Consider the following 17,905-nt stretch of genomic DNA (forward strand, 5'->3'; position numbering starts at 1 on the left):
CTTGCCAGCGAAGGCGGCCTGACAGCCAACCCCTCTCGCGCGGCTGCACTCGATCCACTGTGGGAGCTGGCTTGCCCGCGAAGGCGGCCTAACAGTCGACCTGTGTTTTGTTGACTGTGTACATATCCATTGCTGCGGTAACGGCGGCTTATGGTTTCGCCCTTACGGCGAGTCCCTTTTGTCAAACGCCACAAAAGGAACCAAAAAGTCTTGCCCCGGCGTCCGGCCCCTCGCTGAGGCTCGGCGTTCCTTCGCTCCGGTATCCATCCGGGGACACTGCCCTCCGGTTGGCTTCGCTGCACCTACATGCAGCGTGTTCGACTGCGTCGAACGGCGCTGCGCGCCACTCCCCGGATGAACACCTCCACTCAGCCTCCCGAAGGGGCGGGTGGATCAAGAGCAAGAGCAAGAGCAAAAGCAAAAGCAAAAGCAAAAGCAAAAGCAAAAGCAAAAGCAAAAGCAAAAGCCGGACAGAGACAACCCTTCAGCCCTTACTCTTTAACGTGCATGAACTCCTCCGCCCAACGGATGTATTCCTCCGGCTGGGTGTAGGTATGCGTCAGTTCGGTAGCGCTGAGATCTGCCGCCTGGGTAAATATCTGGCGCTGTTCGCGCAGGCTGTCGTACGTCGCCTTGATGGCGGCGAAGTAGGCGCCGTGGCCATCGATGACGACTCGCACGCCCAGTTCGGCGAGGCGTTTGTCGTCACGCAACAACGGATTGCCGTAGGTCACCAGCATCAGGGGCACGCTCAGGTGTTCGGCAATCTGCTCCAGGTGGTCGAAATCCTTTACCCCCACCATGCAGATGCCGTCCGCGCCGGCGGCCTGGTACTGCTTGGTGCGGCTGATGATTTCCTGGACCGGCAGGATGCCTGCATGGGTGCGGGCGATGATTGCCATTTCCGAGTCGCACCGGGCTTCCAGTGCCGCGCGAATCTTGCCGACTCCTTCGGCGACCGTGATCAGGTCCGTGGATTTTCGGCCAAATTGTGCTGGCAGCAAGGTGTCTTCGATGGTCAGTGCAGCCACGCCGGCACGTTCCAGCTCAACGATGGTGCGCATGACATTGAGCGCGTTGCCGTAACCGTGGTCGGCGTCGGCAATCACCGGCAATTGGGCAACGCGGCCGATACGGGTGGCCTGTTCGGCGAATTCGCTGAGGCTGATCAACGCAAAGTCCGGGGCGCCAAGGACCTGCAACGACGCGACCGAGCCACCAAGGATCCCCACCTCGAACCCGAGGTCAGCGGCGATGCGGGCCGACATCGGGTCGAAGACCGACGCGGTGTGATAGCAAGTGTTGGAGGCGAACAGTTGGCGAAAATTGCGGCGTAAATCTTGATGAGAAAGCCTGGACATATGAGTTCCACCAATGGAAATGGAAAGGCTTGAGCAAAAGTGTCAACGCCGAAGAAGTGGAAGGCTATCACGTGGGCCGGTCTGAAATGATGACGAATTTGCAGGTTTTCCGGCCAAGACATCAACTTTCTGGCGAGTCGGGGCTCTCCCGCATCGAAAAAAATGAAGCCCCCCTGGCGATCTGTCTTACGGCACAATTGTGCAATGACTGACGACCAGGCACTGATTTTTCCTATTTACCGCGTAGAGTGATTTTCTCGTGCAGGCAACCCGTTTGACCTTGATCTGCCACGCTCGAACCCAGGCACAGAAACTGGCGCGATTTCCTGTGGACGAACCCCTGGAGATGGATTGGCAATCGGCGCGTGGCTCTCGGGGCGCTCGATTCTCGCCGGCAACGCGCCTGCTGTGTGCTCCAGAGTTACGTACACGACAGACCGCCGAGCTGTTCGGTACGCCCGTTGAAATCGTCGACGCCCTGCGCGATTGCGACTTTGGTCATTGGCGCGGCATGCGAATCAGCGACCTGCAAAAAAACCAGGGCGAACGACTTCAGGCCTGGCTTGCCGACCCGCGCTCGGCACCCCACGGTGGCGAGTCGGTGGCGCAAGTCGGCAAACGCGTCGCCGCCTGGTTGAAAACCCTGGAAGCGCAGCCTGGCCATGTACTTGCCGTGACCCATCCGTTCGTCATGCGTGCCGCATTGATGCATGTACTGCAGGGGGCGGCCTTCAACCTGATCGATGTAGAGCCGCTGTCGACCATAGACCTGCAGTTCCACGGTTGCTGGCGGCTGCGGCTGTCGTGCAACGATAATGAGAGAATGCCTCGATGAAAAAACTGCTGGTCATTGGCATCGGCGCCGGCAACCCTGACTACATCACCCTGCAGGCCGTGAAGGCGCTGAATCGGGTCGATGTTTTTTTTATCATGGACAAGGGCCAGAGCAAGGATAAGCTGATCGACCTGCGCCGCGAGCTCTGCGAGCGCCATATCACCGATCCCCACTATCGTTTTGTCGAAGCCTCGAGCCCGGAGCGCGAGCGTGGTGACGTCGACTACAGAACCAGCGTCGATGCGTTGAACCTGGCCAAGCAGCGAACCTTCGAGCGGTTGATCAATGAAGAACTGGCCGATGGCCAGTGCGGCGGTTTTCTGGTGTGGGGCGACCCGGCGTTGTACGACAGCACCATTCGCATCCTGCAGGCGATCCTGGTTTCAGGCACCTGTGCCTTCGAGTTCGAGGTGATTCCCGGCATCACCAGCGTCCAGGCGCTGGCCGCGCAGCACAAGGTGGCGCTTAACCAAATAGGCCGCTCGGTTGAAATCACCACCGGCCGGCGCTTGGCCGCGGGGCAGGTGAGTGATGCCGACAGCCTGGTGGTGATGCTCGACGCCCAGGATGCTTATCAACATGTGGAGGATCGACAGACAGAGATTTACTGGGGCGCCTACCTCGGGACGCCGGATGAAATCCTCATCAGCGGCAAGCTCGAGGAGGTAGCGCAGCAGATCGAGCGGGTGCGCAAGGCGGCCCGGCAGGCCAATGGCTGGATCATGGACACCTATCTATTGCGCAAGCCCTGAAGCACGCCTCGGGAGAGGCGCTTGTCCGTTTGCCCAAACCGTTCCCGATACACTGACGGTGGCAGGCCGACCACATTGCGAAATGCCACGCGAAAGCTTTCCACTGAACGATAACCACACAGCTGGGCGATTTGCTCGGTGTGCTGGTCGGTGCTTTCCAGCAATTCCCGGGCACGCCCCAGGCGTTCATGTTGCAACCAGGTCTTGGGCGACTGGCCGCTGGCTTCGGTGAAACGGCGCAGGAAGGTGCGCTCGCTCATGGCGGCTTCGCTGGCCAGGTCGCGAACCTCCAGCGGTTCGTGCAAACGCTCGCGTGCCCACTGCATAACGCGCGAAAGATCGCTGCGCGGCGTAGGACTGACCGGTGCCGGAATGAACTGTGCCTGGCCCCCGGTGCGTTGCGGTGACATCACCAGGCGCCGCGCCACCGAGTTGGCGACCTGGGTACCGAAGTCCCGCGCCACCAGGTGCAGGCAGGCGTCGATACCGGCTGCGCTGCCGGCCGAGGTGATCAGCTGACCCGAGTCGACATAGAGCACGTCTGGGTCCACCAGGATATTCGGGAAGCGCTCGGCCAGTTCCGCGGTGTAGCGCCAGTGAGTGGTGGCGCCGCGACCGTCGAGCAAACCGGTGGCGGCCAGTACGAACACCCCCGAGCAGATCGACAATAACCGCGCGCCCCGCGCATGGGCCTGGCGCAGGGCCGCCAGCAATGCCTCAGGCACGGCTGCATGACGATCGCGCCAGCCGGGAATGATCACGGTCCGGGCTTGCTCCAGCAGCTCCAGGCCGCCATCGGCCAGTACCCGGATGCCGCCCATGGCGCGCATCGGGCCGTGATCGACGGCCGCGATCTGATGGCTGTACCAAGGGAAATCGAACTCTGGCCGCGCCAGCCCGAAGATCTCCACGGCGATGCCGAATTCGAAGGTACACAGGCCGTCGTAGGCCAGAATCGCGACCAGCCCTGGGGAAGCATGCATTTGGCGGAAAATTCCCGGTGAGTGTCTTGTGCGCCACTTTAGCCCCTGGCGCCGCGTAGATAAAGTCTGTTCACACCCACCGACCTTCCGGAGCTCTGCCCATGACCAGCCTCGTGCGTGAAATACCAGCCGCCCCTTCAGCCATTGCCTTGATGCATTTCAGCAACCGCCTGACATTCGAAACCGACTGTTCCGACGTCTACGCCAGCCAACAGGCCGGTGAAGTCGATTTTGTCCTGGTGGATGTGCGTGGACCGTTGGCGTTCGACCGGGGGCATGTACCCGGCGCGATCAATATTCCCGGGCGTCTGCTCACCGCCGATGGTTTGCGTGACTACCCCAAATCCAGCCTGTTCGTGGTCTATTGCGCCGGCCCCCACTGCAACGGCGCGAACAAGGCGGCGGTGAAACTGGCGGCGCTGGGTTACCCGGTCAAGGAAATGATCGGCGGCGTGACCGGGTGGCTGGACGAAGGGTTCGCGTTGAGTACGTCGAGTGCCGTTGTCGGTTGTGCGTGCTGACCCCCCTGTAGGAGCGAGCATGCTCGCGATGGACCTGAGATCGCCGTGGGGTGTCAGGTGCCCCGCGTCATCGTTGACGACCATCGCGAGCCTGCTCGCTCCTACGTGTCGGTGGCGACCGCGGATCGACGTCTCGGCAAACCTCGTCCTTTGTAGGAGCGAGGTGGTTTTCTATCGGACGTTGCACCGCTTTAGCGCATACCGGATTCGCTTGCGCGTCGCTGGCCACTTTCCATAAATATTTGTCGCCTGCAAATAATTTACCCTGTGAAGGCCGCTCTAGACTGCCGGCCACTTCGGTTTCACGGCCACAAGCTACCGACCGAAAGTTGCCAATAAAAGTCTCCGCACACAGGAGTTATAAATGAAAAAGCTAGTGATGTTCGGTGCCCTGGCACTGTCGATGCTGTCCCTGACCGCCGTGGCCGCGGATACCAAGCCCATCCGCATCGGTATCGAGGCCGGTTACCCGCCGTTCTCGATGAAAACCCCTGACGGCAAACTCACCGGTTTCGACGTGGACATCGGCGACGCACTGTGCGAGCAGATGAACGTCAAGTGCACTTGGGTCGAGCAAGAGTTCGACGGCCTGATTCCTGCGCTGAAGGTCAAGAAAATCGACGCCATCCTCTCGTCCATGACCATCACCGACGACCGCAAGAAAAACGTCGACTTCACCATCAAGTACTACCACACCCCGGCGCGTTTCGTGATGAAGGAAGGTTCCGACGTCAAAGACCCGTTGACCGAGCTCAAGGGCAAGAAAGTCGGTGTCCTGCGTGCCAGTACCCATGACCGTTTTGCCACCGAAGTGCTGCAACCGGCAGGGATTATCCTGGTGCGCTACGGTTCCCAGCAGGAAGCGAACCTGGACATGGTGTCCGGTCGCGTCGACGCACTGCTGGCCGATTCTGTCAACCTCGACGACGGTTTCCTGAAGACCGACGCCGGTAAAGGTTTCGCTTTCGTGGGGCCTGAGTACAACGACCCGAAATACTTCGGCGGTGGCGCCGGGATTGCCGTGCGCAAGGGCGATACCGCCCTGGCCGAGCAGTTCAACAAAGCCATTACCGAGATCCGCGCCAACGGCAAGTACAAGCAAGTGCAGGACAAGTACTTCAAGTTTGACGTTTACGGCGAGTAATCGAGCCGTTCAAAAAATGGCCCCGTTGACGCGGAGGCCATTTTTTTATGCTCATGATTTATCCTGCCAATCACATTGCTCAATGTAGGAGCTGCCGCAGACTGCGATCTTTTGATCTTGCTTTAAAAAATCAAAATCAAAAGATCGCAGCCTGCGGCAGCTCCTACAGAGAATCGGAGTCTTCCCATGCAACGCATCGACCATTCACTGCCCTGGAGCCACCTGGGGACCGAGCGCACCCTCAGCGTGTTTCGATATGGCGCAGGCACCCGCAAAGTCTATATCCAGGCCAGCCTGCACGCTGATGAACTGCCAGGCATGCGCATGGCGTGGGAGCTCAAGCAGCGCCTGGCGGAACTGGAAAGCCAGGGTCAACTGCAAGGCCTGATCGAACTGGTGCCGGTGGCCAACCCCATCGGTCTCGATCAGCACCTGCAAGGTAGCCACATGGGTCGCTTCGAACTGGGCAGCGGCAAGAACTTCAACCGCTCGTTCGTCGAACTCAGCGCACCGGTAGCGCAGCGCGTGGGCGATCGTCTGGGCAGCGATGCCGAGGCTAACATCGCCCTGATTCGCCAGGCCATGGGCCAGGTACTCGACGATCTGCCGGCCCCGGCGTCGCAACTCGAAGCAATGCACCGCCTGTTGCTGCGCCACGCCTGCGACGCCGACATCACCCTCGATCTGCATTGCGACTTCGACGCGGCGATCCACCTCTACGCCTTGCCGCAACACTGGCCGCAGTGGCAATCGCTGGCGGCGCGCCTGAAAGCCGGGGTGGCGTTACTTTGCGAAGATTCCGGCGGCAGTTCCTTCGACGAATCCTGCTCTTCGCCCTGGTTACGCCTGGCCAGGGCTTTCCCCGAAGCCGCCATCCCACCGGCCAACCTGGCAACCACGCTGGAGCTTGGCAGCATGGGCGATACCCGGGTCGATCAGGCCCGGGCCAATTGCGAGGCGATCCTGGGCTTTCTCGCCGAGCAGGGTTTCATCAAGGGCACCTGGCCCGCGGCACCGAGCGAGTGCTGTGAGGGCATGCCGTTCGAAGGCACTCAATACCTGTTCGCACCGCATCACGGCGTGGTCAGCTTCCTGCGCGATGCCGGTGAATGGGTGGAGCAGGGCGATGCGCTGTTTGAAGTGGTCGACCCGCTGAACGACAAGCTCACTACCGTGCGCGCGGGCACCAGTGGCGTGTTGTTCGCGATCGATCGTGGTCGCTATACGCAACCCGGCACCTGGCAGGCGAAAGTGGCGGGGCGCGAGCCGATTCGGGTTGGGAAGTTGATTAACGATTGAGGGGAGATTCATTGCACGCCTCGTGATCGATGGATGCACAGGGTGAGAGGGGAGGCGCCCGGGTCTGGTGCAGTCCGATTCCGCAATCGTGCCACTGTTGGGAGTCGCTCCAACGAAGGTGCTAGGCTCTGTCCTGAATCCTGCGCACGGTGAAGGAAGGTTTATGCTGAAGTTTCTCGCTCTGTTCACGCTGCTGGCATCCGCCACTGTCCACGCTCAACCCGCCCTGCAAACCGATCTGCCGCTCAAGTACATGGAACAGGTCAACCGCGATTCCCGCGGGCAGCCGCTGGTGATTTTTCTCCACGGCTATGGCAGTAACGAGCAGGACCTGTTCGGCATCAAGGATGAGTTACCCAGCGAATACAACTACCTGTCGGTGCGGGCGCCGATGGTGATGCAAGAGGGAAGTTACCAATGGTTTCGCAAGAAAGGCGAAGGGGCCTACAACGGCGAGACAGATGACCTGAAGTCCAGCGGCCAGTTGCTGCTGGAGTTCATCGCACAGGCGACGAACAAATATCACACACAACCGCATAAGGTGTTCCTGGTGGGTTTCAGCCAGGGGGCGATCATGTCCTACGAAGTCGCCCTGCGGCATCCCGAGGCGGTGGGCGGGATTGCCGCGTTGAGCGGGCGGATCCTGCCGGTGCTGCGATCCGAACTCAAACCGGATGAAAAGCGCCAGTCGCTGGCGATTTTCATTGGCCATGGCACGGCGGACCAGCGCCTTCCCTTGGGTGATGGCAACGAAGCCAACAGCCTGTTGCAAAGCGTATCACTGGAGCCCGAGTTCCACGCTTACCAGGGTGTCGGCCACAGCATCAGTGCCGAAGAATTGCAGGACTTGAGCGCCTGGCTGCAGCGCCTCAACCCCTGAGGCTTATTTTCCGCTGACGATCTGCTTGATCAGGGTTTCGTGGGCTGCCATGTCGCCGGGGCGGGAGATGACCTGAATCACGGTCATGTGATTGCCCGATGCCGCCATCAACGTGGTGTTGAGGGTCGTGCCGCCGCCCTGGGTGGCGGTGCTGTCGACCTGGCGCACGCCCAGGCCTGTTACCTTCAGGGTCAGGCTTTTTTCGCTGAGTTTGTTGTAGTCCGGCAGGGCTTTGTGTTGCGCCGAGTCGAAATCGGCCGCGGTGTCGTCGAGAAACTCGCCGTCGTTGTCCTTGACCTTGACCCCCTCCGGCAGGCTGTTTTGCGCAGCGATCACCACGGTCTTGGTGGTTTCATTGGCGTACATGGTGCCGCTGGCGCCCGTGGGGCTGGCTGGCAACGGGTTGGCAATGAAACCCTTGGGCAGGGTGAAGGTGAACTTGCCGTCGAGCATCGAGACCTTCTGTCCCTGCACCGTCTCTTTGGCGGGGGCCTTGGCCGCCTGCACAGTCAAAGCCCCCAGGCTGGCAGCCGCTGCCAGCAACAGGACAACGGCTTTTTTACTCAACAGTGACATTCGAAAACTCCAGGGATGGTCGCGCGGTGGGGGGCGATCATCCCATGGAGGTCGTGACGCATTCCAGTGCGGGCTAACGGACGGTCACTCACTCCAAAGAGCAGGCGCGCGCCTTGATCCTTCATTTTCATCACCTTCGAATGTCGTGAACGTCTTACCGGGCCTGGTTCTGCGGGAACAGATTGCGGCGAGTTTCTTCGTCGAATTCGGCCTTGAGCACCAGCTTCTCTTTCAGGCCCAGGGCTCGCTGGGCCGCCGGGCGGACGCTGATTTCGTCAAACAGACGCTTGACGTTGGGGTAGGCCGCCAAGCCGTTTTCGCCAAGGATGTACGGCGCATAGTTGGCCCAGCCCCACAGTGCCATGTCGGCGATGCTGTAGCTGTCGCCAGCCAGGTACTGATGGTCGGCCAGACGCTGGTCGAGTACGTGATAGTGGCGTTCAACTTCCTTGAGGTAGCGATTTTTCGCGTAGGGCAGGTCCTCTGGGGCGTGATGCAGGAAGTGCACGGCCTGGCCGGAGAACGGCGACAGGCCGGTGGCAATGAACATCAACCATGACAGCAACTCGGCGTTGCCGGCAGCGCTGCTGGGCAGGAAACGCTCATGCTTTTGCGCCAGGTGCAGCAGGATGGCCTGGGAGTCGAAAACCGTCGCGTCGCCATCGATCAGGGCCGGAACCTTGGCGTTCGGGTTGATCGCGAGGAAGGCTGGCAAGTGTTGCTCGCCCTTGAAGGTGTCAACGCCGATCAACTCATAGGGCGTTTGCAATTCTTCGAGCAGCAGGGCGACTTTCATCGGGTTCGGCGAAGGATGGAAAAAGAATTTCATGGTGTAGGCCTCAGTCGGGAGTGGTTTGGAACTGAGGCTGATGGTGGAGCAAACCTGTTCGATTGACGTACGAGGATGTTGCGCTACTCGTTCGAAATGGTTGAACGTGTTGCCGGAGGAGCGGGTTTCGCCAGCAACCGCCTGGTGACGCCGAGCATGGCCACGGAGACGGCCACGCCCACACCAAAACCCATCATGCCCATGCTGGGCAAGGTCAGCGTCACGACCAGGCAAAAAGCGGAAAATGAATACATCCCGGTGGCCGTTGCCCGCAGTAACGCGGCGGTAAACGCCGGGCCTCGGGTTTGCTGGGAGAACACCGCCATTACACTGCCCAGCACCGGGAACACGGCGAGCAGGCCGCTCCAGCGGTCGCCAACGGTGCTGGCGAGCCAGGTGACGGCCAGGGTCAGCAAGGCGCCGGCAATCATGCGCAGCAGCAATTTATCGGACTTTGGCGCCGGTCCTGAAACGATTGGCTGCACGGCCGGGAATAAGTGCGGCGCGGCCAGCAGTGCAGTGGCGGCGGCAATCACCGAGAGGGGGAGCGACGGTGGGAGCAACGACAGGACCAGGGCAACCAAGGCCCATACCAGGAGCGAAATCGTCAATGCGAGCGGCCATTTTGCGCGTTGCGCGACCTGCGCATAGGTCACGCAGAAGGCAATCATCGCGAACATCGCCGACAGTGCGGCCATGGCCGACTGGGCGGCGAATGCCTGGCCTTGCTCGATGGCAAGGAACAACAGGATAGGCCCGACCACCACCGGCAACCCCGACAACCAACCCGCCACGCTTGGCCCCCAGCGTTTGCCCGCCAGGGAGATCAGTAGCAGAAAGCCAGGAATGACCAGCAATTTGAGCATCAACACGCGCAGTTCTCCGACCTGTGTATGGGCGGCAACGTTAGCATCTGGCGGGGTGATTTGCTCTATGGTTGAGCACTTTTTGTATACAAAATGGAGTGCCCGCTGGCTCCTACACGGAGGACGAGCCGTTCAGCCAATAAAGAAACCCGGTACGACGTGAATCGCACCGGGTGTTTTGCCAGGCGGCGGCGGATCTTCGTGGGTCCCCGCGCCGTCTGTTAAACGCTGTCGTCTTAAGCCCGTTCGAGCGCCAAGGCCACGCCCTGACCACCACCGATGCACAGGGTGGCGAGGCCTTTCTTGGCGTCACGCTTGATCATTTCATGCAGCAGGGTCACCAGGACACGGCAACCCGAGGCACCGATCGGGTGGCCGAGGGCGATAGCGCCGCCGTTGACGTTGACCTTGTTCAAGTCCCATTCCAGGTCCTTGGCCACGGCCAGCGATTGCGCGGCGAAGGCTTCGTTGGCTTCGATCAGCTCAAGCTGGTCGATAGACCAGCCGGCCTTGTCCAGGCAGCGGCGAGTGGCCGACACCGGGCCGATGCCCATGATTGCCGGGTCCACGCCCGCGTTGGCGTAAGCGGCGATTTTTGCCAGTACCGGCAGGCCCAGGGCCTTGGCTTTTTCGGCACTCATCAGGATCACGGCCGCAGCGCCGTCGTTGAGCGACGAAGCGTTGCCAGCGGTCACCGAACCGTCTTTCTTGAAGGCCGGCTTGAGCTTGCCCAGGGACTCGGCGGTGGTGCCGGCCCGTGGCTGCTCGTCGGTGGCGAAGGACAGCGGATCGCCCTTGCGCTGTGGGATCAGGATCGGGGTGATCTCATCGACGAAACGCCCGGCTTCGATGGCGGCCACGGCTTTCTGCTGGGAAGCGGCAGCGAAGGCATCCTGCTGCTCGCGGCTGATGTCGTACTTCTGCACCAGATTCTCAGCGGTGATGCCCATGTGGTAATCGTTGAACGCATCCCACAGGCCATCGCTGATCATGGTGTCGACGATTTGCGCGTTACCCATGCGCAGGCCGGTGCGGGCACCGGGCATGACGTAGTTGGCCAGGCTCATGTTTTCCTGGCCGCCAGCGATGATCACCTCGGCGTCGCCGCAGCGGATCGCCTGGGCACCCAGGTGCAGGGCCTTGAGGCCCGAGCCGCAGACCTTGTTCAGGGTCATGGCCGGTACGGCAAACGGCAGGCCTGCCTTGATGGATGCCTGGCGCGCGGGGTTTTGCCCGGCACCGGCGGTCAACACCTGGCCCATGATCACTTCATCGACTTCGGCCGGGTCCAGACCAGTTTGTGCCAGCAATTGGCGGATCACCGCCGCGCCCAGGTCAACGGCGGAAACACTGGCCAGGGAACCCTGGAAACTGCCGATCGCGGTGCGTGTGGCGGCAACAATGACGACTTCTTGCATGGAATGATTCCTCACTGGTCAGCGAACAGCATTTCCGGAACGTGGTCCGGGACGATCAGTTTACCAGCGGTTTTGGCGACGATTTCTTCAACGCTGACGCCAGGTGCGCGTTCCTTGAGGACAAATGCGCCATTCTCGATTTCCAGGTAAGCCAGGTCGGTCAGCACGCGCTTGATGCAACCGGCGCCTGTCAGCGGCAGGCTGCATTGGGACAGCAGCTTGGACTCACCGTCCTTGGACGCGTGGGTCATGATGACGATGATGTTGTCTGCGCCAGCCACCAGGTCCATGGCGCCGCCCATGCCCTTGACCAGTTTGCCGGGGATCATCCACGAGGCGATGTTGCCTTGCACGTCGACCTCGAAGGCGCCCAGCACGGTCAGGTCAACGTGGCCACCGCGGATCATTGCGAAGGACTCGGCCGAGGAAAAGATCGAGGCGCCGATACGGGCGGTCACGGTTTGCTTGCCGGCGTTGATCATGTCGGCATCGATGGTTTCTTCAGTTGGAAAAGGACCCATGCCCAGCAGGCCGTTTTCCGACTGCAGCATGACTTCCATGCCTTCGGGGATGTAGTTGGCGACCAGGGTCGGAATGCCGATGCCCAGGTTCACGTAGAAGCCGTCCTGCATTTCGCGGGCGACGCGTTGAGCCATTTGTTCGCGGGAAAGTGCCATTGTCGTTATTCCTTCATTCGGTCCGGGGGCAGGGGATCACTTACGTACGGTGCGCTGTTCGATGCGCTTCTCGAACGTGCCGCAGATGATCCGGTCGACGTAGATGCCAGGGGTGTGGATCTGCGACGGCTCCAGCTCGCCGGGTTCGACGATTTCTTCGACTTCGACCACGGTGATCTTGCCGGCGGTGGCAGCCAGCGGGTTGAAGTTCTGGGCGGTGTGGCGATAGATCACGTTACCGAAATGGTCGGCTTTCCAGCCTTTGACGATGGCGAAGTCACCGGTGATGGATTCTTCCATCAGGTACTTGCGGCCATGGAATTCGCGCACTTCCTTGCCGTCGGCGACGGGAGTGCCGACGCCGGTGGCGGTGAAGAAGGCCGGGATGCCGGCACCGCCTGCGCGCATTTTTTCAGCGAGGGTGCCTTGGGGGGTCAGGATGACTTCGATTTCGCCCTTGAGCAGTTGCTCCTCGAACAGCTTGTTTTCGCCAACGTAGGAGGCCACCACTTTGCTGATCTGGCGGTCGGTGAGCAGCACGCCGAGGCCGAATCCGTCGACGCCGCAGTTGTTGGAAACGACGGTGAGGTCGCGAGTGCCTTTGCGCTTGATCTCGTTGATCAGGTTCTCCGGGATCCCGCACAGGCCGAAGCCACCGGCGATCACGGTCATACCGTCTTCAAGACCGGCCAGGGCTTCCTCGTAGGAACTCACGCGCTTGTCGAAACCTGCCATATGCACCTCTCTTATTCTTTGTGGGCGGCTGGCTAGCCGAATGGGACTGAGTGTCGCGCGACAAGATTCATTTGTTAAGTTGATTTTTAATGTTGATTAATGGATAAAACTCAACAATCTAATGCGTTGGAGACAGTGACCATGACAGTCAAGCAGATCCGCGCCTTCCTGGCTGTGGCCCAAAGCCTCAGTTTTGCCGTGGCCTGCGAGCGCCTGCACCTGTCGCAATCGGCCTTGAGCCTGACCATCAAGGCACTGGAGGAGGGCCTGGGCGGGCGATTGTTCACCCGCAACACACGCAATGTGGCGTTGACCGTCGAAGGCGAAACCCTGGTGCCGCTGGCGCGCCGCCTGATCGCCGATTGGGACAATGCCGAGGATGAGTTGCGCCAGCGCTTCACCCTGCAGCGTGGTCGAGTGACCCTGGCGGCCATGCCCTCGTTTGCCGGCAACCTGCTGCCGCCGATACTCAAGACATTCCGCGTCCGCTATCCGAAAGTCAATGTCACGGTCAACGACGTGATCAACGAGCAGGTGCTGGAAATGGTTCGCGACCGCCAGGTGGAACTCGGCGTGGCGTTCGAGCCGACCATGAGCTCATCGCTGCAATTCACGCCGCTTTACATGGATCGCTTCGTGGCAGTGGTGCCCCAAGACTCACCGCTGGTCGAGCTCGAGGAAATCGACTGGCAGACCTTGCTCAAGGAGCCGTTCATTACCTTGCAGCGCCCGTCGACGGTGCGGGTGATGCTGGAGGAGCATTTGCAGGCCCGGGGCATGAAGCTGCCGGTGGAGTTTGAAAGCCATCAACTGGCGACGGTCGGGCGGATGGTTGCCAGTGGGCTGGGCGTGAGCGTGGTTCCGGCCTTGTGCGTGGGGCAGATGCGTGAACTCGGAGCGCATTGCATTACCTTGCGCGACCCGGTATTGGAGCGGGCCATTGGCGTGCTGACCTTGCAGGGAGGGGAGCTGTCTGCGGCGGCGCAGGCGTTGTTTGATGTGCTCAAGGAAGAAAATCTCGGCCAACAACTTTCCCCTGGGCTGAACAAACCCCTGTAGGAGCTGCCGCAGGCTGCGATCTTTTGATCTTGTTTTCTGGCGGTGCTGAAATTGCTGAGGATCGAGATCAAAAGATCGCAGCCTGCGGCAGCTCCTACAAGGGGGAGGTGTTTTGTCAGGCGGAGAGGCGCTGTGCCAGTAACGGCAGCAACTGCTCGCACGACCCCTCGATTTTCAGGTCCAGCATGTCATCCGCCCGTGTCTTGCCCAGGTTGATCGCCAGCAGTGGCTTGCCCTGATCCACCACCGCCCGGCACAGGCGAAACGCCGAGTACGCCATCAGCGACGAGCCAACCACCAGCAACCCGGCGGCCTTTTCCACCGTGGCCAGCGCTTTCGCCGCCGTGTGCTGCGCAACGTTCTCACCGAAGAAAACCACGTCCGGCTTCAACCGTTCGCCATTGCAATGCGGGCAGAGCGGAACCTGGAAGCGTGCCTCGAAGCCCGGGTCGAGCAAGGTGTCGCCGTCCGGCGCCTGCACTGCGTCCACGCCTGCGAGGTAGGGGTTCTGTGTTTCCATCAACTGCTGGATCGAATCGCGCTCGCTACGTCTTGCGCAGTCCAGGCACAGTACCCGGTGCAGGCTGCCGTGAAGTTCGATCACATCATGGCTGCCAGCCTGGTCGTGCAGGGTATCGACGTTCTGCGTGATCAAGGCGCCAATCCGTCCCGTGCTTTGCAAGCGGGCCAGGGTGTCGTGGGCCACGTTCGGTTGCGCCTGGCGCACCCGCGGCCAGCCAAGCATCGCCCGCGCCCAATAGCGCCGTCGGGATTCGGGCGCCGAGAGAAACTCCTGATACATCATGGGCTGGCGGCCACGGCGTACGCCCTGATTGTCTCGGTAGTCCGGAATGCCCGACGGGGTACTGATACCGGCACCGGTCAGGACCGCGAACGGCTCGTCGGCCATGAGCTGTTGGAGCTGGTCGAGTTGTTCCTGGAACTGGCTATCGAGCATCTCAATACCCCGCAAACCTGTAGGAGCGAGCACGCTCGCGATGGACGTCAACGATAACACTGGCGGCCTGACGCCCCGTGGTGTTTCGTCTTCCATCGTCGGAACGCCGCCCGGAACATGCTCGCTCCCACAGAAGGGGGGGCTATTTACGTGCTTCGAGGATCAGGTTGAACGGCGTCTCCGTGGCCCGTCGGAATGTGCTGAACCCCGCCTCGCTGAACACCTTGCGCAACCGGGCTTCACCTGCTTGTGCGCCAAGGCCCAGGCCGACTTCCTGGGACAGCGAATTGGGCGTGCAGATGAAGGTGGAGGCGGCATAGAACAGCCGGCCGACCGGGGAGATGTTGTCGTCCAGCGAGTCGTTGGCGAACGGCTCCACGAGCAATACCGTGCCATCCGGCTTCAATGACTCGTACGCGTGCTTGGCCGCGCCCACCGGGTCGCCCATGTCGTGCAGGCAGTCGAAGTAGCAGACCAGGTCATAGTCGTTGCCGGGATAGCTCTTGGCCGTACCCTGGAAGAACCGTGCCCGGCCGGACACGCCACCTTCTTCGGCGCGCTGGGTGGCAACGGTGACGGACGGCGCGTGGTAATCGAAACCAACGAACCGCGAGTTCGGGTAGGCCTGGGCCATGATCACCGTCGACGCACCATGACCGCAGCCAATGTCAGCGACTTTGGCGCCTTCCTCCAGTTTGGCCACCACGCCGTCCAGGGCCGGTAACCACTCGGCGATCAGGTGCGCCTTGTAGCCGGGCCGGAAGAAACGTTCGGTGCCGCTGAACATGCATGGGTGGTGATCGCCCCACGCCAGGGCACCATCGCCGCGCATGGCCTTGACCAGTTTGTCCTTGTCATGAAAAAACGATGCAACTACGCCGATGCCACCCGCCACGTAGACCGGCGAGTCTTCCACGGCCAGTGCCAGGGCTTGTTCTTCGGGCAGGCGGAATTGACCGTCGCTGTGTTCCATATAGCCGGAAGCTGCGTGGGCGCTGAGCCATTCGCGCACCAGGCGAGGGTTGCAGCCGGTCTTCTCGGCGAGTGCTTCGGGCTTGACTGGCTGGCTGTCGGCCATGGCCCGGTACAGGCCGAGCTCTTCACCAAGGATGACGTTGGCCAGCATCGCCGCGCCGCCCATGTCGCCTACCAGTTTGCCCATGAAATCGTTGAGTTTGGCCTCGTCCATCACGTGTGCTCCTTTTGCAGGATCAGAGTCCAGTGGCGGTGTTTATCGAGGCGTTCGCCCCTGGGCGGTGGTCGTGGAATGGACAGGACGATCAACTCGTCCTGTATGGATTAAGTTTAGTTCTCAGGGGCTGTGGCGCCGTCCCAAGCGACGAAAACCAATGTCCCTGATCGACGCGGCCCCTTGTGGGAGCGAGCCTGCTCGCGAAGGCGGTGAATCAGTCAAAATCTCTTGGACTGACAGATCGCCTTCGCGAGCAGGCTCGCTCCCACAGGGAGGGTATTTGGCAGTCCCTATGCATGTATCCCAATGTATCCAGACTGCTTCTCGATACAGTCCCCGCCAATTCAAGGCCACCCCCGAACACAGACCAGATACAAACCTGCGCTGAACTGTGAGGACCATTCGCTCCTGACTCCGATGGGGATCATCATGACAACGCTTGTGCCTCAACCCACTCTCAACGCCGCGCCGGTCGATCGCCTGCGAGTCGATCGCTACACCAACGGCATCATTGGCCCGAGCCAGCCGATGCTCGGCCCGCTGGCCGACGGCGGCACCCTGGTCACCGGGACGCCGCCAGGTTGCTGGGGGCCGATGATCACGCCCGCTTTCGAAGGTGGCCATGAAGTGACACAACCGGTGGCCATCGCCGGGGCGCAAATCGGCGATGCCGTGGCGATCAAGATCAACAGCATGCGCGTCACGTCGCTGGCCACTTCCTCCGGGGTCATGAGCTTTGTCGAGGGGCGCTACAACGGCGATCCGTTCGTCTCCAAGTTCTGCTCCAAATGTGGCACCGAGCACCCGGCCAGCCATGTCGAAGGTATCGGCGAGGACGCGATTCGCTGCAACCACTGTGACGCCGAGGTCAGCGCATTTCGCTTCAGCCATGGCTATGTGATCGTCTTTGACGCACAGAATCAGGTCAGCCTGACGGTCAACCAGGACATCGCCAACCGACTGGCCGGCAATGCCTCTGAGATGTCGGCGCTGCCGGAGTTCGCCGCACAGCATTCAATCCTGTCCCTGGCCCGCGCCGATATCCCCGGGGTTGCCGCGCCTATGCGGCCGTTCCTCGGAAACATCGGCACCCTGCCGTCCCGAGACATTCCCGACTCGCACAACTGTGCCGACTTCGGCCAGTACCTGATCAATGCGCCGCACCGTTTCGGCATGACCCGCGAAGAGCTGCACGCGGCCAAGACTGACGGCCACATGGACACCAATTCGGTCCGCGAAGGCTGTGTGTTGATCTGCCCGGTGAAAGTGCCGGGGGCCGGGGTTTACATGGGCGACATGCATGCGCAGCAGGGCAACGGCGAGATCGCCGGCCACGCAACCGACTGTTCCGGGGAAACCGAGGTGGTGGTGCAAGTGGTGAAAAACCTGACGCTGGAAGGGCCGATCCTTCTGCAAAACCTTGATGATCTGCCACCGATGGCGCGGCCGATGGATGCCGGACAGCGCGCGAAAGTCCGGGAGCTGGGAGAGCGTTGGGGCCAGCACGAGATCGAACAGAGTGGCCCGATCACCTTCATCGGCAGCGGCGAGAACCTCAACCTGGCGGTGGAAAACGGCTTGACCCGCGCCGCCACCGTCACCGGCCTGCCTTATGACGAAGTGCTCAATCGCGCCACTATCACCGGCTCCATCGACATCAGTCGCCTGCCAGGCACTGTGCGCGTGACCTTCCTGTGCCCGATGGATGTGCTCGATCGCATGGGCATCGGTCATCTGGTGCGCGAGAAGTACGACCTGGCGTGATGCCTGGATGCGGGTTTGTACCAGAGTGTGTACAGACCCGCTGGCGATACAAGCCT

The 17,905-nt window shown here is 61.2% G+C and carries 18 protein-coding genes; 8 read left to right on the forward strand and 10 right to left on the reverse strand.

Annotated elements, in window-relative coordinates; translation table 11 throughout:
- Positions 1-491 precede the first annotated feature (491 nt).
- Positions 492-1,361: an oxaloacetate decarboxylase gene (locus QLG10_RS20175; RefSeq protein WP_110753048.1), complete on the reverse strand. Its 870-nt coding sequence runs from the start codon at positions 1,359-1,361 to the stop codon at positions 492-494.
- A 259-nt stretch (positions 1,362-1,620) separates the two neighbouring features.
- Between QLG10_RS20175 and QLG10_RS20180 the strand changes: the two genes are divergently transcribed.
- Together QLG10_RS20180 and cobF are read left to right on the forward strand one after the other, a co-directional pair.
- Positions 1,621-2,196 carry a histidine phosphatase family protein gene (locus QLG10_RS20180; protein WP_110753044.1) on the forward strand — a complete coding sequence of 192 codons (576 nt, stop codon included), beginning with the start codon at positions 1,621-1,623 and terminating at the stop codon, positions 2,194-2,196.
- Positions 2,193-2,948 (forward strand): precorrin-6A synthase (deacetylating), encoded by a 756-nt coding sequence (gene cobF, locus QLG10_RS20185; RefSeq protein ID WP_188263510.1) that lies wholly within the window; start codon positions 2,193-2,195, stop codon positions 2,946-2,948. Before QLG10_RS20180 ends, cobF begins: the two co-directional genes overlap by 4 nt.
- Here the strand turns inward: cobF and ftrA are convergent.
- Complete coding sequence (gene ftrA / locus QLG10_RS20190; RefSeq protein WP_110753040.1) at positions 2,927-3,931, reverse strand: transcriptional regulator FtrA; 1,005 nt, start codon at positions 3,929-3,931, stop codon at positions 2,927-2,929. The two genes, cobF and ftrA, sit on opposite strands and share 22 nt — an antisense overlap.
- A gap of 101 nt (positions 3,932-4,032) precedes the next feature.
- Here ftrA and QLG10_RS20195 point away from each other — a divergent pair, with 101 nt between their 5' ends.
- The 4 genes from QLG10_RS20195 (at position 4,033) to QLG10_RS20210 (ending at position 7,775) form a co-directional block, all read left to right on the forward strand.
- Positions 4,033-4,452 carry a rhodanese-like domain-containing protein gene (locus QLG10_RS20195; protein WP_282487914.1) on the forward strand — a complete coding sequence of 140 codons (420 nt, stop codon included), beginning with the start codon at positions 4,033-4,035 and terminating at the stop codon, positions 4,450-4,452.
- 364 nt (positions 4,453-4,816) lie between these two features.
- The gene (locus QLG10_RS20200; protein WP_020800005.1) at positions 4,817-5,596 is read left to right on the forward strand and encodes an ABC transporter substrate-binding protein; all 780 of its coding nucleotides are present in this window, start codon (positions 4,817-4,819) and stop codon (positions 5,594-5,596) included.
- 186 nt (positions 5,597-5,782) lie between these two features.
- Positions 5,783-6,895 (forward strand): M14 family metallopeptidase, encoded by a 1,113-nt coding sequence (locus QLG10_RS20205; protein ID WP_282487915.1) that lies wholly within the window; start codon positions 5,783-5,785, stop codon positions 6,893-6,895.
- Positions 6,896-7,058: 163 nt separating this feature from the next.
- On the forward strand, positions 7,059-7,775 hold the full coding sequence (locus QLG10_RS20210; RefSeq protein WP_110753034.1) for a dienelactone hydrolase family protein: 717 nt from the start codon (positions 7,059-7,061) through the stop codon (positions 7,773-7,775).
- A gap of 3 nt (positions 7,776-7,778) precedes the next feature.
- Here the strand turns inward: QLG10_RS20210 and QLG10_RS20215 are convergent, their stop codons facing one another.
- The 6 genes from QLG10_RS20215 to QLG10_RS20240 form a co-directional block, all read right to left on the reverse strand.
- Positions 7,779-8,351, reverse strand: a complete 573-nt coding sequence (locus QLG10_RS20215) for a hypothetical protein (RefSeq protein ID WP_282487916.1) — start codon at positions 8,349-8,351, stop codon at positions 7,779-7,781.
- A 154-nt stretch (positions 8,352-8,505) separates the two neighbouring features.
- Positions 8,506-9,180: a glutathione S-transferase N-terminal domain-containing protein gene (locus QLG10_RS20220; RefSeq protein WP_282487917.1), complete on the reverse strand. Its 675-nt coding sequence runs from the start codon at positions 9,178-9,180 to the stop codon at positions 8,506-8,508.
- 83 nt (positions 9,181-9,263) lie between these two features.
- Positions 9,264-10,052 (reverse strand): hypothetical protein, encoded by a 789-nt coding sequence (locus QLG10_RS20225; protein ID WP_282487918.1) that lies wholly within the window; start codon positions 10,050-10,052, stop codon positions 9,264-9,266.
- Between the two features lie 230 nt (positions 10,053-10,282).
- The gene (locus QLG10_RS20230; protein ID WP_110753026.1) at positions 10,283-11,464 is read right to left on the reverse strand and encodes an acetyl-CoA C-acetyltransferase; all 1,182 of its coding nucleotides are present in this window, start codon (positions 11,462-11,464) and stop codon (positions 10,283-10,285) included.
- A gap of 11 nt (positions 11,465-11,475) precedes the next feature.
- On the reverse strand, positions 11,476-12,141 hold the full coding sequence (locus QLG10_RS20235; RefSeq protein WP_110753024.1) for a CoA transferase subunit B: 666 nt from the start codon (positions 12,139-12,141) through the stop codon (positions 11,476-11,478).
- A gap of 36 nt (positions 12,142-12,177) precedes the next feature.
- Positions 12,178-12,876 (reverse strand): CoA transferase subunit A, encoded by a 699-nt coding sequence (locus QLG10_RS20240; protein ID WP_020800013.1) that lies wholly within the window; start codon positions 12,874-12,876, stop codon positions 12,178-12,180.
- Positions 12,877-13,017: 141 nt separating this feature from the next.
- On the opposite strand from QLG10_RS20240, the gene QLG10_RS20245 reads away from it, so the two are divergent.
- Positions 13,018-13,935, forward strand: coding sequence for a LysR family transcriptional regulator (locus tag QLG10_RS20245; RefSeq protein ID WP_282487919.1), 918 nt, complete (start codon positions 13,018-13,020; stop codon positions 13,933-13,935).
- A gap of 115 nt (positions 13,936-14,050) precedes the next feature.
- On the opposite strand, the gene QLG10_RS20250 is transcribed toward QLG10_RS20245, so the two are convergent.
- Positions 14,051-14,893: an NAD-dependent protein deacetylase gene (locus QLG10_RS20250; RefSeq protein ID WP_282487920.1), complete on the reverse strand. Its 843-nt coding sequence runs from the start codon at positions 14,891-14,893 to the stop codon at positions 14,051-14,053.
- A gap of 142 nt (positions 14,894-15,035) precedes the next feature.
- Complete coding sequence (locus QLG10_RS20255) at positions 15,036-16,082, reverse strand: class I SAM-dependent methyltransferase (protein ID WP_282487921.1); 1,047 nt, start codon at positions 16,080-16,082, stop codon at positions 15,036-15,038.
- 432 nt (positions 16,083-16,514) lie between these two features.
- Here QLG10_RS20255 and QLG10_RS20260 point away from each other — a divergent pair, with 432 nt between their 5' ends.
- Positions 16,515-17,849 carry an acetamidase/formamidase family protein gene (locus tag QLG10_RS20260; protein WP_052024732.1) on the forward strand — a complete coding sequence of 445 codons (1,335 nt, stop codon included), beginning with the start codon at positions 16,515-16,517 and terminating at the stop codon, positions 17,847-17,849.
- Positions 17,850-17,905: the final 56 nt, after the last annotated feature.

Source organism: Pseudomonas sp. V98_8, from assembly GCF_029967975.1.
Lineage (GTDB): Bacteria > Pseudomonadota > Gammaproteobacteria > Pseudomonadales > Pseudomonadaceae > Aquipseudomonas > Aquipseudomonas umsongensis.